Here is a 14,569-nt window from a genome sequence, read left to right as displayed (position 1 = left end):
GGCGGCTTTCTTATTGCCTTCTTTTTTGTCCCCGTCGCCCTTGACGACTCTTCCGCACCTTTGGCGGGTGTTGGTCAAGGGCGAATCCGGCCCTCCGCATGCCCCACGATGCTCAATGGGATGATCTGTGTGGAGTTTTCATAGAACTTTTGACGCTACCCCTTTCATGGGCCGCGTGATGTTCCAACGGCCTGCTCCTTATCGCTGCCAACGGCCTAGTTTCGCCGCACAGGACAATAAACTAAATGACAATCCAATCGTGACCGCCACCCATGCCCACGCCAACTCCATCCGCCCCGACTCCATCGCCATATAGACAGCGGTGGGGATCGTTTGCGTTTTTCCCGGAATATTCCCGGCAAACATGAGCGTCGCGCCAAACTCCCCCAGGCTGCGGGCAAACGACAGCACCGCCCCGGACAACAAGGCGTTTCTGGCCAGCGGCAGCGAAATATGCCAAAACACTTGGCGCTCATTCGCCCCATCGATGCGCGCCGCTCCTTCAACGGTTGGATCAACGGCTTCCAGACCCGCTTTGGCCGCCTGGTACATGAGCGGAAACGACACAACAACCGCCGCCATCACCGCCGCGCCGGGTGTAAACAGCACCGTTGTGTGAAACCACGTTTCCATCAACTGTCCGATCGGGCTATGCCGCCCAAACAGCACAACAAGCAAAAAACCGACAACCGACGGCGGCAGCACGAGCGGCAACATAAACACCGTCTCCACGATCGTCTTCCCACGAAACCGGCGGCGCGCCATCCACCTCGCCGCCGCTGTTCCAAGGATTGCGACGATCACGCCGGCAAGAAGCGATACGTTTATCGATAACCATACCGGTGACCAAAACTCTTCCATCGACGAGCCTCTCTCTGTTCCGTCTCCCTTTTACCATACGAAAACAAACAGTAGAATGCTGTGATGCTACTCACATTGTAACATAGAAAAAGGAAAAACCAATTTAGAAAAAAATTGTGACGCCTCGCACAAAAAAACAGTAACCGGTGATTTTTTTCACTCTCTCCCGCTGTGATGATTTTTACAATAGAAATAGCTGAATGAATGGAGGGGCTATCGATGGAAGCTACAGTGAATGGATATTTTCCCCATTTACGTTCTTTGTTGCAATCGTCGAAAAAAGTGATTCCACTTCGCAAGCACTCCTTTTTGTTCCAAGAAGGGATGCCGGCCAATGAGCTGTACTTGATTCTTTCCGGCAAAGTGCAAGTGAGCAAAATTTGCCCGAACGGAAAAGAAATGTGCTTCCGCATTTGCGGAAGCGGGGAAATCGTCGGCGAGCTGACGCTGTTTACGAACGATGCACGCTACTTGTTGACGGCCAAGGTAATAGAGCCAGGCGAAGCGGCAGTCATAAACAAAGAGGAACTGGAACAGCAGCTGCTGATCAATCCGCCCCTTACCCTTGAATATATGCGCTGGATCAGCAAGCATGTCCGGCGGACGCAGATGAAGTTTCGCGATCTCATCATGCACGGCAAAAAAGGGGCGCTCTATTCAACACTCATTCGTTTATGCAACAGTTATGGCGTCCCGCTTGAAGATGGAAGCATCTTCATTGACGTAACGTTAAAAAACCAAGACTTGGCCAACTTTTGCGGCACGACGCGCGAAAGCGTCAACCGGATGCTCAATGCGTTAAAACAGGAAGGGATTATCTCGATGAAGCGGGGGAAAATTACGGTTCATGATTTAAACTATTTGAAAACGGAAATTCAATGCGAAGACTGTCCGGCGGATATTTGCTGCATTGATTGAACTAGACAAACTTAGCGGGCTGCCCTACAAGGGTTGCCAACTAGCCCTTTGCGGACAGCCCCGCTCTTTCACTAAATTTTTTTCGCCCGCATCCGGCGATAGACGACGTAATGCCGGTTTAAATACGTCAGCGGGACGCTCCATACATGCACGAGACGGGTGAACGGCCAAATGCCAAATAACAGCAAGGCAGAGAGAATATGAATTTGAAATCCAATCGGCGCATCGCTGACGAGCTGCGGCAGCGGCCGAAACGTTAAAATACCGCGAAACCAAGGGCCGATCGTATCCCGATAGTCAAACGTCCCACCGGTCGCTGTATATCCAACCGTATTTGTAAACCCTGTCAAAATGACTATCGTTAATAGCAGCAATACAACAAGATCGCTTTTGCTGCTATGGCGGAGAAGACGGCGAACGCTCAACCGCCGCCATAAAAGCAAGACTACCCCGATCACGGTCGCAATCCCGGCAGCGCCGCCAAACCAGACCGCCCCAAAATGGTACATCTCCTCTGTAATCCCGATTGATTCATAAAATGCCTTTGGAACTAAAATGCCGGCAACATGGCCAAGAAACACGAAGAGAATGCCCCAATGAAACAGAACGCTTCCCCAACGCAACCGCCGTTTCTCAAGAAACTCGCTTGACTTCGCCGACCAGCCAAACTGATCAGTATTGTAACGGTAAATATGGCCGGCAACAAATAATGTCAACATAATATACGGATAGATCACCCAAAGGAACTGGTCAAGCAACGTCATGTGGCCTCCTCCGCTCTCATTGGAATATCCGCCCCATTTGTTTCTTCCAGAAATGCGCCCATGCCTGCAAGACAGCCGTCCAAAACAAAGAAATACGGGTGGTTAACCTCCTGCAGCCTGTCCGCCAACCCCTTGATGGCTTTGTGGTGGGCGAGAAGGACGTTTTTTGCGTCGTTGGCCGGAGCGACAGCGGCAAACTCGAGCATAAGCGGCAAGTAATCTGGCAGCTCATCTCCTTCGAGTTCCAAACCAGCGCTCCGAAATGCCTCTTTTAGTTTTAACAACGCTTGGCCGCGCTCCTTTTGGTCGCCAAACAAGTAATACGTGAGATACATCGTCGTTCGATCGCTCAAATCAAAGGTTGTCACATAGAGCTCACACAGCTCGTCGATCGTTTTTGTTTTTGCGTAGTCGAGAAACTGTAAAAAGCGTTTGCGGACCGCATGGCTGGCGAGCTTAGAAATTTCATAAAACAGCTGCTCGTCTTCGAGCCATTCTCGTTCCGGATACTGCAACAAAATGGAAGCGAGTTTAAACAGTTTCTGATGTTCTTCCATCCTCATCCCCCCAATAAAATTGGTGAAAACTGTCTGCATCATATTGAGAGCAGCCAGAACAAGACTCCATAAACGCATAGCCGGCTGTCCCTTGACCGTAAAACGCATTGCCGGCCTTCTCCCGATGGGAAGACGGAATGACATACCGGTCGGAATATTTCGCGACAGCCGAGAGCTTATACATTTCCTTGACCGTATGTTCATCCATTCCCACTTTCTCGAGAATACTCCGGTCTGGTTCTTTTCCTAAGTTTACCGCCCTCATGTAGCTGCGCATAGCCACCATTTTTTTCAACACTGTGCGGATGACATTAGTGTCACCGGCGGCCAACAAATGAGCCAAATACTCAATCGGAATGCGCATTTGGTCAATCGCCGGAAAGACGACATGCGGGTTAATATCGTCCAGTCCGCCGTCAAACGCCCCCATGATCGGGCTTAACGGTGGGATGTACCAAACCATTGGCAGCGTGCGATATTCCGGGTGAAGTGGGAGCGCAATTTGCTGCTCAACAGCGAGTTTATAGACAGGCGAGCGCTGCGCCGCTTCGATCCAGTCGTCCGTATATCCGGCCGCACGCGCCGCCTCGATGACTTCCGGATCGTACGGATTTAAAAAGATGCGCAAATGGGCGTGGTACAGTTCTTTTTCATCTTGCACCGAGGCGGCTGCCTCCACTTGGTCCAAATCGTAAAACACAATGCCGATATAGCGCAGCCGGCCGACGCACGTTTCTGAACAAACCGTCGGCATCCCCGCTTCGATGCGCGGAAAACAAAACGTGCATTTCTCCGCTTTATGCGTTTTCCAGTTAAAATACACCTTCTTATACGGGCAGCCGGTCACGCAAAAACGCCAGCTCCGGCACGCGTCATGGTCGACGAGCACAATGCCGTCCTCATCCCGCTTATAAATCGCCCCTGACGGACAGGACGAGACGCAAGGCGGGTTTAAACAATGCTCGCAAATGCGCGGCAAATACATCATAAACGTTTGTTCGAATTCAAATTTCACCTTCTCTTCGATCCCTTTGATGTTCGGATCGCGCGTCCCTGTTTCGTAAACCCCGGCCAAATCGTCCTCCCAGTTCGGTCCCCATGTAATGTCCATATATTCGCCGGTCAGCTGCGATTTTGGCCGGGCGACAGGCTGATGCTCCCCTTCCGGACGGTTGATCAGCTGTTCATAGTCATATGTCCACGGCTCATAGTAGTCGTCGATCACTGTCATATCGGGGTTATAAAAAATGTTTAACAGTTTGTTCACCCGGCCGCCGGCGCGCAGCTCAAGCTTCCCGTCTTTAAGCACCCAGCCGCCTTTGTGCAAGTCTTGGTTTTCCCATTCTTTCGGGTAGCCAATGCCCGGTTTCGTTTCCACGTTGTTCCACCACATATACTCCGCCCCGGGACGATTCGTCCATGTGTTGTTGCATGTAATACTGCACGTATGGCAGCCAATGCACTTATCCAAGTTCATGACCATGCCGAACTGCGCTCTAACTCTCAAGCCAGTCCACCTCTCCTTTTTCTAGTTTACGGATCACGACTTGTTCATCGCGCTGGTTTCCTGTCGGCCCATAATAATTAAAGCCGTAGCTTAATTGCGCATAACCGCCGATCATTTGCGTCGGTTTGACATGGATGCGGGTCGGGCTGTTAAATGTGCCGCCGCGCAGTTTGCTAATTGGCGAGCCGGGCACGTTAATATGGCGTTCCTGCACATGGTACATAAACGCGACCCCGCGCGGCAGGCGATGGCTGACGACCGCCCGGGCGACGACCACCCCGTTGCGGTTATACATTTCCATCCAGTCGTTGTCAGCGATGCCGGCTTCAGCAGCGTCATCTTTATTCAGCCATACGTGAGGACCGCCGCGGAACATCGTCAGCATCGGCAGGGTATCTCCGTATGTGCTGTGGTATGACCACTTAAAGTGTGGCGTCAAATAACGAAGAGTGAGTTCTTTGCCACCTACGTTCGGGCGCCGGTCATGGCCGTAAAAAGCGAGCTTCTGCAGCGGTGCTTTAAACGTCGGCAACTCTTCGCCAAACTCAAACATGAGCTCATGATCCAAATAAAAATGTTGCCTTCCGGTCAACGTCCGCCATGGAATGAGCCGCTCAACGTTCGTCGTAAACGGGGAGTAGCGACGGTTTCCGGTTTCGCTTCCGCTAAAGACAGGAGTGGTCAACACTTGCCGCGGTTGGGCAGTGATCGCCTGAAAGGTAATATGTTCCTCAGCCCGCTCAATGACTAAATCTTTTAACGGCTGCATCGTCTTTTTCTCCATTTCTCCCCATGCCTTGAGCGCTAAGGAACCGTTCGTTGTACTTGAAAGCGCCAAAATAGCTTCTGCGGCATCCCGGTCTGTCAACAAACTCGGACAATCTTTATACGGACCTTCCAACGCCGAAGAGCCGAGCGTATCAAGCAGCCATTTGTATTCTTCCTTGGCGTCCCAACTGAGCCCTTTCGCTCCAATTTGTTCACAGACGATTGGGCCAAGCGCCACAAACTTGTTGTACACTTCTTTATAATCCCGCTCTACAATATGCAAGCGCGGGAAATTCACCCCCGGAACCGGCTCTGCCGCCCCATCCTTCCAATCGTTGACGACGCCAAACGGCTGCGCGATCTCATCGCGCGTATCATGCAACAGCGGGGTAGCGACAACATCTGACACCGGTTTGGAAAAATAGCGGGCAGCCAGCTCAGAAAATGTTTTGGCTAATCCTTTAAAAAAGTCCCAATCTGATTTTGCTTCCCACGGTGGGGCAATGGCGGGATTGAACGGATGGACAAACGGGTGCATATCCGTACTGCTGACATCATACTTCTCATACCATGTCGCCGCCGGAAGAACGATGTCCGAATACAGTCCGGTTCCGGCCATACGGAAATCGATATTGACCATTAAATCTAGTTTGCCTTCCGGTGCGCTCTCATCCCAAACGATCTCTCTCGTTTTCAAGTCATCGTTTTGTTCGCTGAGATTCGCATGATGGGTTCCGAGCAAATGTTTTAAAAAGTATTCGTGCCCTTTGGCTGAGCTGCCGATCAGGTTTGCGCGCCAGACAAACATCACGCGCGGAAAATTAATCGGATCGGACGGGTTTTCAATGGCAAATTTGATGTTTCCTTTTTTGATTTGCTGAACGACATACTGAACCGTTTCCTCGTTCGTCTTTGCGTTCGCCTGTTCCACTAGCGCAATGGTGTTGGCGTTAAACTGCGGATAAAATGGGAGCCAGCCTAGCCGGGCGGCCAAATAATTGTAATCGCCGCCATGTTGGTAGCGCGGCTTGTCAACGAGCGGGGAGACGTGTTCATCCATGCTTTGATCTTCATATTTCCACTGTTCGGTGACAAAATAGAAAAACGACGTCCCGTTTTGCAGCCGCGGCGGCCCTCCCCAGTCGCGGGCCATGGCAATCGTCTGCCAGCCCTCAAGCGGGCGCACTTTTTCTTGACCGACATAATGCGCCCATCCGCCCCCATTGACTCCTTGCGATCCGGTTAACAGGACAAGATTTAAAATTGCCCGGTAGATGGTATCGGAATGATACCAATGGTTAATGCCCGATCCCATGATGATCATGGAACGTCCTTTGGAATCAAGAGCGTTTTGAGCAAACTCACGGGCAATTTGCGCCGCCGTCTTTCGATCAATGCCAGTGATCGCCTCCTGCCATGCCGGCGTATATGGCTTCATGTCATCGTAGTCGGACGGATAATCACCAGGCAGCCCGCGGTTGACACCCATTTTGGCAAGCAACAAGTCAAATACCGTCGTGACGTACACCGTCTCTCCGTTTTGCTCGATCGCTTTGACCGGCACCCCTCGTTCGAGCACTGTTTTGTTTCCTGCTTCAAAGTGTGGAAACTGCACGATGACGGTATCGTCTTGCTGGCCAAGGAACGTTAAAGCCGGCTGAATTCCCATTCGTTTATTGTCTATATCGTTTAGTTGCAAATTCCAGTTCCCGTTGTTCTCCCAACGATGGCCAATCGTCCCATTAGGAACAGCAAACGTCTGTGATTGCTCATCCCAAACGATCGTTTTCCATTCCGCATACTGAAGTGGCATGCCAAGGTCGCACGCCCGCAAAAAGCGGCCGGCTACATAACGATCCCCTTGTTTATTCAGCATGACTAAAAACGGCAAATCGGTGTACTTTTTGACATAGTCAGTAAAATAATCAGCGGATTGATTCACATAAAACTCTTTCAAAATCACATGAGTCATCGCCATCGCCAGCGCTCCGTCCATCCCCGGCTGCACCGGCAGCCAGTTGTCGGCAAACTTCACAAATTCGGCATAGTCAGGGCTAATAGCAACGACTTTTGTCCCCCGGTAGCGCCCCTCAACGTAAAAATGGGCATCCGGGGTGCGCGTTTGCGGCAAGTTCGATCCCCAGACAATCATGTAGCTCGAGTTAAACCAGTCTGAACTTTCCGGGACGTCCGTCTGTTCCCCCCATATTTGCGGGGAAGCCGGCGGCAAATCAGCATACCAGTCATAAAAGCTGAGCAGCGCCCCGCCAATTAAATTCAAAAAACGGGCTCCTGCCGCATAACTGACCATCGACATCGCCGGAATCGGCGAGAAGCCGAAAATGCGATCCGGCCCGTATTTTTGAATCGTATAAATAAGGGAAGCGGCGATCATCGTATAAACGTCATCCCATTTCGCCCGTACGAATCCTCCTTTTCCACGGGCGCGTTTGTACCGTTTCGCTTTTTCCGGGTCCTCGACAATCGACTTCCACGCAGCCACAGGGTCTCCTTCTTGTTGCAGCGCTTCTTTCCAAAGCCTCAACAGCGCCCCGCGCACATACGGATAGCGAACGCGAAGCGGGCTGTATGTATACCAGGAAAAACTCGCTCCCCTCGGACAGCCGCGCGGCTCATACTCCGGCATATCAGGGCCTGTTGTCGGGTAGTCGGTTTGCTGCGTTTCCCATGCAATAATGCCGTCTTTCACATGCACTTTCCAACTGCACGAGCCTGTGCAATTGACTCCATGGGTTGTACGAACCACTTTATCATGCTGCCAGCGGCGGCGGTATGTTTTCTCTGCGTCCCGTCCGTATGGCGACAACTCGGCGTGGCTAGCGATTTTTTCCGACCGGCCAAAGTATTTCAATTTGCGCAAAAGCGGAGCAGGTTTTTCGTTCATTCCGTTTTGCCACTCCTTTCTCTCCTTTCAATTAAAAAAGCAGCTAAAAAAGCAGCGCCTCTTCATCCGTGCTATGGATGCGGTTGATATGAAGCAGCGTGTGAAAGCGGGTCAACACCTCGCGGTCGATCTGTTCTGGAAGTCGCTTCCTAATTTCAGCAATCAACGTTCTCATCATGTCATGGTCGCGCTTGAGCTGAGCAATCACTTCGGACAGCTCCCCTCTCTCCTTTGCCTTCTCGCGGTAAAAGCCTTCTTCTTCTGCTTCCGCATGGGCGATGATCCGTGTTTCCCAGTGCTCGACAAGGGCATCCGCCACTTCAGCGGCATGCCCACAACGCCCATCGGCATACAATGTTTCCAACAACTCTGTCAGGCGCTTCGCTTCGACAAAGGCGCCATGATGAATAGAACGGTGCGCTTCCAATTTCCGTAGTGACGGCCCTCTCATTTCATCATCTCACTTCCTTATTTGCACCGATTTCTCTCACTAAACTATATTTTCCAAACACCTAATCGATTATGCAAAAACAGAAAAAGATGTTCCTTATACTTTAATGTGACGATATTCACATACAGTGATCACATCCGTTGTTTAAAATGTAAGAAAATTAAAAAGAAGTGGAAAAATGGTTGATCTTCCCATTTGACGAAAGAAGAGGCCATTGTCGTCACCGATGTCGGGCAACACCAAATATGGACAGCCCATCACTATACATTCACAAAACTGCGCACATTTTTAACGTCAGGCGGACTCGGAACGATGGGGTATGGCCTTCCGGCAGCCATTGGCGCTGCTGTCGCCTCGCCAGGCAAGACGGTGATTTACATCAGCGGGGATGGCAGCTTTCAAATGAATGTACAAGAGATGATGACCGCCGTCACCTACAAACTTCCAATTAAAATCGCCGTTTTGAATAATGGCTACTTAGGAATGGTGCGTCAATGGCAGGAACTGTTTTACCAAAAGCGTTATTCAGCAGTGAAGATTACATCCCCCCATTTTGCTAAGCTTGCCGAAGCATACGGAGCCATAGGATATGCGATCGATTCAGAAGAGGAAGCGGAAGATATCATAAAAAAAGCGTTAAAACATGATGGGCCAGTCTTGCTTGATTTCAGTATTGCCGAGGAAGAAAACGTCTATCCGAATCGTTCCCCCCCTCCGGGCAAAGCGGTATTGTCAAAAGTTTATCCTCCACACTCACGGTTTTCCCTTGAGTTTCAACGGTTGGAAGAAAAAAAGCTTGCCACCCCCGTTGTTTTCGGCCATCATTGAGGTAACGACACCCAACAGCCAAAACAAAGGAGTGACAAGCTTTGTTACCTCAATTATTAGCCTATTTGCTCGAAATAATCAAGACCCAATATCAAATCATTGTGTATTTGATGGGTGTGATCGTGGGAAAATCCTTGAATCTCGAGGACTTGGACGAACCCATCCAAAAGCCGTACCGGAAACTTCAGGTCGATGACCTTCCGATCATCGATGTGCCGGAAACCCTTGATTACCGAAAGCTGTTGGCAGACTATGAAGCCCAGCACGGACGTCCTTTACGGCCCATCCAGCGCCGCGCGAATGCGAAACACCGTGTTCCGGATTCGTTGACCTGCCCTCGCTGCCAGGCTCCCTCTTCTTACCTGTACGCCAATAACGGCGGAAAAGGGCAATACCAATGCAAAGTGTGCCAGTGCCGGTTCAACCACCGAAATCGGTTCACCAAGCAAGCGGTCTTTCGCTGCCCGCACTGCAAAAAGACGCTGGAAAAAATCAAGGAACGCAAAGAATACAACATCTATAAGTGCAAGAACAACGCTTGCCCGTTTTACCAGGCCAACCTTCGCCGGATGACGAAGAAGGAGCGCCAACAGTTTCAACAGGATCCTCAAGCCTTCAAGGTGCGGTATTTGTTTCGAGAGTTCTTGTTTGACTTTCTCCCGTTGGCTTCCTCGTCGCTCATCAAGCCGAAGGTCGATTTGTCCCGGCTGGCTGCGTCGCCGCACGTGTTGGGGCTCGTGTTGACGTACTACGTCAACTTTGGGATGTCCTCGAGGGAGACCGCCGCCGCCATGAAGGACATCCATGGCGTCTCGATCTCCCATCAGACGGTGCTCAACTACGCCAACAGCGTCGCGCTTTGGATCAAGCCCTTTGTCGACCGGTTCCCGTATGAGCTGTCCGGTTCGTTTTGCGGGGACGAGACGTATATTCGCGTCAAAGGGCGCTGGCATTACCTGTTCTTTATGTTTGACGCCGTCAAAAAGATCGTGCTGTCGTATCGCGTCTCGCCCAACCGGGACACGCTCTCGGCCATCAAGGCCATCGATGATGTCCTCAGGAAGCTAGCGTCCCTCCCAGACGACTTGTCGTTCGTCGTGGATGGCAACCCGATTTATCTGCTGGCGCAACACTTCTTCGCCCAACACGGGATTTCATTTGACGTCCGCCAAGTGATCGGGCTGACCAATGAGGATCCGGTCTCGGAAGAGTTTCGCCCTCTCAAGCAGATCATCGAGCGATTCAACCGGACCTTTAAAGGCAACTACCGCCCGACCCATGGGTTTGGTGCGGAAGAAGGCTCGGTGTCCTTTGTGACGCTGTTTGTGGCGTATTTCAACTTTCTGCGCCCACACAGCGCGCTCGAAGGCCGGGTGCCGGTCGTCATCCCGGAACTGGCGGATCTTCCGCATATGCCGGCCCGGTGGACGAAGCTGATCGCCATGGCACAAGCGTTTCTCCAACAAGAGGCGGCCTGACTTTTTTGTCCTCTGGAGCCCGTTGAACAGAACTCCTGCCGGATTCGGCGAAGCGAACCCTTGACCAACCGAACACCGCCAAAGGTAAAATTCGGTCATGGCAAGGGCGGCTTTCTTATTGCCTTCTTTTTTGTCCCCGTCGCCCTTGACGACTCTTCCGCACCTTTGGCGGGTGTTGGTCAAGGGCGAATCCGGCCCTCCGCATGCCCCACGATGCTCAATGGGATGATCTGTGTGGAGTTTTCATAGAACTTTTGACGCTACCGTTGATTTGGTATTGTCAAAAGTTTATCCTCCACACTCACGGTTTTCTCCTGAGTTTCAACCGTTGGAAGAAAAAAAGTTTGCCACCCCCGTTGTTTTCGGCCATCATTGAGGTAACCCCACACCCAACACCCAAAACAAAGGAGTGACAAGCTTGTCACCTCAATTATTTATTAGCCTATTTGCTCGAAATAATCAAGTCCCAACATCAAATCATTGTCTATTTAATTGGTGCCTTATTAGGAAAATCCTTAAGCCGCAAAGACATGGACGAACCAGTTCGAAAACCGTACCGAAAACTTCAAGTCGATGACCTTCCCATCATCGTTGTCCCAGAAACACTCGACTACCGGCAGCTTTTAGCCGACTACGAAGCCCAGCACGGGATTCCGTTTGACGTCCGCCAAGCGATCGGACTGACCAATGAGGATCCGGTGTCCGAAGAGTTCCGCGCGCTCAAACAAATCATCGAGCGATTCAACCGGACATTTAAAAACTATCGGCCGACTCACGGATTTGGCGCGGAAGAAGGCTCGGTGTCCTTTGTCACGCTGTTTGTGGCGTATTTCCACTTCCTGCGCCCGCACGGTGCACTCGAAGGCCGGGTTCCTGTCGTCATCCCGGAGCTCGCCGATCTGCCCCATATGCCGGCCCGGTGGACGAAGCTGATCGCCATGGCTCAAGATTTCCTCCAACAAGAGGCAGCCTAACTTTTTTGTCCGCCGGAGCCCATGGATCAGAAGAACAGCCGGATTCGGCGAAGAGAACCCTTGACCAACCGAACCTCGTCAAAGGTAAAATTCGGTAAGGGCAAGAGCGGCTTTCCTATGCCCTCTTTTTTGTCCCCGTCGCCCTTGACGTCCCTTTCACACCTTTGGCGGGTGTTGGTCAAGGGCGAATCCGGCTCCAAGGATACCTTACGATGCTCCATGGGATGGCGGATGTGGAGTTTTCATAAAACTTTTGACGCTACCCGATCATACGGCTGGCGGCAACCATATCGTTCTTTCAACGTTGTTGCCATTGGCAGCTGTTTTATGCCTTCTGCCAACTTTTCATCAACGACGCTCGCATCGGCAATATGCCGCAAAATCATCTCCCGCGTTTCGCCAAACAAAGCAGCGGACTGTTCGAGCTCTTGCATCACTTCATCCGCATAGCGGTATTGTTCTTGAATATAGTTTAGCACGTCTTGAGCCCGATTTTCGACTCGATCGATCAGCTGATTTCGTCTCTTTTATTGTACAGGAAAGAAGGGAGCCACTGTTGTGATGTTCATCACATTTCCTTGTTGTCTACTTTTTTCGTTTGTGTGAGATGTGTCACAACGTTGACGTCCAAAACAAGGTATGCTGAAGCTGTAACGATTTGGTGATGGAGGGATCCGAAATGGAACAGCGGTTTACCGAACAATCGTTGATCGGCGATATTGTCACTCAATTTCCGAAAGCAGCGGATTTGTTTAAAGCGCGGCGCATTGATTTTTGCTGCGGCGGACAGCGCCCGTTAAAAGAAGCCATCGAAGAGCGCGGACTTGATGGCGAAGCGCTCCTTCGCGAGCTGAACACCCTTTATGCTGAAGCACAAAACAAGCCGACCGGAAACTGGAGCGAAGCGCCGCTAGCCGATTTGGTCGATCATATCATCAACACGCACCACCGCTATTTGAACGAGGAACTGCCGCAGCTCAGTCCGTATGTCACGAAAGTATTGCGCGTGCACGGCATGCACCATCCGCATCTGTCCCGCGTGCATAAATTGTTTCATGAGTTAAAAACGGAGCTTGAGCAACATCTCATTAAAGAGGAAACGGGCGCATTCCCGCTCATTTTGCAATTTGCCGACAACCCGTCGCCGGAAAACCAGGAGGCGGTCGAGCGGGCCATTCGCGAACTGGTCAATGAACATGACGCAGCCGGCGATTTGATGAAAGAAATTCGTGAAATCACCAACGACTTCACCCCGCCGGAAGACGCGTGCGGCACGTACCGGCTCGTCTACAACCGACTCGCGGCGCTCGAAGACGATTTGTTTACCCACATCCATTTGGAAAACAACATCCTCTTCCCGCGCGTGTTGGCGGCGGTGAAGGCATAAGCAGACGAATCCATTCCCCTATTTCTAAGGTAAAGGCAGGCGCATCGAGCGATAAAAAGCAGGGCTGCTTCTTTGACGAAAAGAGCAGCCCCGTTTCTTTGTTATCCCCCAATATACGACATTTCAATTTTCGGGCGCTGTTTCGCCGTCTCTGCCGTCCGTTCTTCCGAATAGCGGTCTGTCCGCTCGCTCCAAATGGCGGCGATCAACGCCTTCAGCTCTTCTTTCCCCGCGCCGGCGCGCAGTTTGTCTTTCAACGACACGCCCTCAGAAGCAAACAAACACGTGTACAGCTTGCCATCGGCGGAAATGCGCGCCCTCGTGCAGCTTTGGCAAAACGTTTCCGTCACTGAGGCGATAAAGCCGACTTCCACCTCTGTGCCGACGTAGCGATAGCGGCTCGCCACTTCGCCGAAGTACGCTTTTTCAACCGGTTCAAGAGGGTGCATGGCGTTGATTTGTTCATACATCTCTTTTTTCGTCACGACATGGGAATAATCCCAGCCGTTCGTTGTGCCGACATCCATAAATTCAATCAAGCGGAGCGGAATGCCCAAGTCTTTAAAGTAGGCCGCCATCGGCACGATTTGCGAGTCGTTCCATCCTTTTTTGACGACCATGTTCACTTTTACTCCAAGCCCCGCCGCCAGGGCGGCTTCGATGCCTTTCAACACCGGAGCAGAGCCGATGCCAATGCCGTTCATTTTTCGGAAAATGTCATCATCCAACGCATCCAAACTGACGTTGACGCGCTTCAACCCGGCTTCTTTCAACCGCTGCGCCCATTTCACCAAATGAACGCCGTTGGTCGTCAATCCAATATCGCGCAGGCCAGGGAGCGCGGACAGCCGCTCAATGAGCGCATCGAGGTCGCGCCGAAGCAACGGCTCGCCGCCGGTCAGGCGGATTTTTTCAACGCCAAGCTCGACAAAACATTCCACTAAAAGCGCCATTTCGTCAACGGTTAACAGCTGGTCTTCCGCCAAAAAGCGAAAATTCGGCCCGAACACTTCCGCAGGCATGCAATAGACGCAGCGAAAATTGCATTGGTCGATGACCGACAACCGCAAATCGCGAAGCGGGCGGGCGAGGCGGTCGGTGATCTTCACCCGGTCGCGCTCTTCCATGTCGCTCCCTCCTTTCCCTTTCATGGGCCGCGTGATGTTCCAAC

The 14,569-nt window shown here is 51.6% G+C and carries 11 protein-coding genes and 2 pseudogenes; 5 read left to right on the top strand and 8 right to left on the bottom strand.

What is annotated here, in order from left to right:
- Positions 1–198 precede the first annotated feature (198 nt).
- Positions 199–861, bottom strand: coding sequence for a molybdate ABC transporter permease subunit (gene modB / locus NSQ51_RS03870; RefSeq protein ID WP_033845516.1), 663 nt, complete (start codon positions 859–861; stop codon positions 199–201).
- A gap of 219 nt (positions 862–1,080) precedes the next feature.
- Between modB and NSQ51_RS03865 the strand changes: the two genes are divergently transcribed.
- On the top strand, positions 1,081–1,779 hold the full coding sequence (locus NSQ51_RS03865) for a Crp/Fnr family transcriptional regulator (protein WP_121650171.1): 699 nt from the start codon (positions 1,081–1,083) through the stop codon (positions 1,777–1,779).
- A 71-nt stretch (positions 1,780–1,850) separates the two neighbouring features.
- On the opposite strand, the gene narI is transcribed toward NSQ51_RS03865, so the two are convergent.
- Genes narI through NSQ51_RS03840 form a run of 5 tightly spaced genes read right to left on the bottom strand, consistent with a single transcriptional unit; the run spans position 1,851 to position 8,731 of the window.
- Entirely contained in the window at positions 1,851–2,543 is a 693-nt protein-coding gene (gene narI, locus NSQ51_RS03860) for a respiratory nitrate reductase subunit gamma (RefSeq protein ID WP_033014857.1), read from the bottom strand.
- Positions 2,540–3,100, bottom strand: a complete 561-nt coding sequence (gene narJ, locus NSQ51_RS03855; protein WP_033014856.1) for a nitrate reductase molybdenum cofactor assembly chaperone — start codon at positions 3,098–3,100, stop codon at positions 2,540–2,542. Before narJ ends, narI begins: the two co-directional genes overlap by 4 nt.
- The gene (gene narH / locus NSQ51_RS03850) at positions 3,075–4,607 is read right to left on the bottom strand and encodes a nitrate reductase subunit beta (protein ID WP_080985704.1); all 1,533 of its coding nucleotides are present in this window, start codon (positions 4,605–4,607) and stop codon (positions 3,075–3,077) included. Before narH ends, narJ begins: the two co-directional genes overlap by 26 nt.
- Positions 4,597–8,280: a nitrate reductase subunit alpha gene (locus tag NSQ51_RS03845; protein WP_049625423.1), complete on the bottom strand. Its 3,684-nt coding sequence runs from the start codon at positions 8,278–8,280 to the stop codon at positions 4,597–4,599. The genes narH and NSQ51_RS03845 overlap by 11 nt, the downstream gene beginning before the upstream one ends.
- 43 nt (positions 8,281–8,323) lie before the next feature.
- Positions 8,324–8,731: a hemerythrin domain-containing protein gene (locus NSQ51_RS03840; protein WP_049625424.1), complete on the bottom strand. Its 408-nt coding sequence runs from the start codon at positions 8,729–8,731 to the stop codon at positions 8,324–8,326.
- Positions 8,732–8,938: 207 nt separating this feature from the next.
- On the opposite strand from NSQ51_RS03840, the pseudogene NSQ51_RS03835 reads away from it, so the two are divergent.
- The 3 genes and pseudogenes from NSQ51_RS03835 to NSQ51_RS03825 all read left to right on the top strand — a co-directional run.
- A pseudogene (locus tag NSQ51_RS03835) lies at positions 8,939–9,430 on the top strand (thiamine pyrophosphate-dependent enzyme); the annotation flags it as partial.
- Positions 9,431–9,600: 170 nt separating this feature from the next.
- Positions 9,601–11,037 carry a DDE-type integrase/transposase/recombinase gene (locus NSQ51_RS03830; protein ID WP_047817981.1) on the top strand — a complete coding sequence of 479 codons (1,437 nt, stop codon included), beginning with the start codon at positions 9,601–9,603 and terminating at the stop codon, positions 11,035–11,037.
- Positions 11,038–11,657: 620 nt separating this feature from the next.
- Positions 11,658–12,011: pseudogene (locus tag NSQ51_RS03825) on the top strand (transposase); the annotation flags it as partial.
- 242 nt (positions 12,012–12,253) lie between these two features.
- Here NSQ51_RS03825 and NSQ51_RS03820 read toward each other — a convergent pair.
- Positions 12,254–12,490 carry a hypothetical protein gene (locus tag NSQ51_RS03820; protein WP_342462733.1) on the bottom strand — a complete coding sequence of 79 codons (237 nt, stop codon included), beginning with the start codon at positions 12,488–12,490 and terminating at the stop codon, positions 12,254–12,256.
- A gap of 200 nt (positions 12,491–12,690) precedes the next feature.
- On the opposite strand from NSQ51_RS03820, the gene ric reads away from it, so the two are divergent.
- Positions 12,691–13,398 carry an iron-sulfur cluster repair di-iron protein gene (gene ric / locus NSQ51_RS03815; protein WP_342462732.1) on the top strand — a complete coding sequence of 236 codons (708 nt, stop codon included), beginning with the start codon at positions 12,691–12,693 and terminating at the stop codon, positions 13,396–13,398.
- Positions 13,399–13,499: 101 nt separating this feature from the next.
- Here the strand turns inward: ric and moaA are convergent, their stop codons facing one another.
- Positions 13,500–14,525, bottom strand: coding sequence for a GTP 3',8-cyclase MoaA (moaA, locus tag NSQ51_RS03810; protein WP_049625254.1), 1,026 nt, complete (start codon positions 14,523–14,525; stop codon positions 13,500–13,502).
- Between the last annotated feature and the right edge of the window lie 44 nt (positions 14,526–14,569).

Source organism: Geobacillus sp. FSL K6-0789 (assembly GCF_038593135.1).
In the GTDB taxonomy this organism is placed as follows: Bacteria; Bacillota; Bacilli; order Bacillales; family Anoxybacillaceae; genus Geobacillus; species Geobacillus stearothermophilus.
The sequence above is the reverse complement of the archived record's forward strand: the minus strand, read 5'-3'. Positions and strand labels throughout refer to the sequence as shown.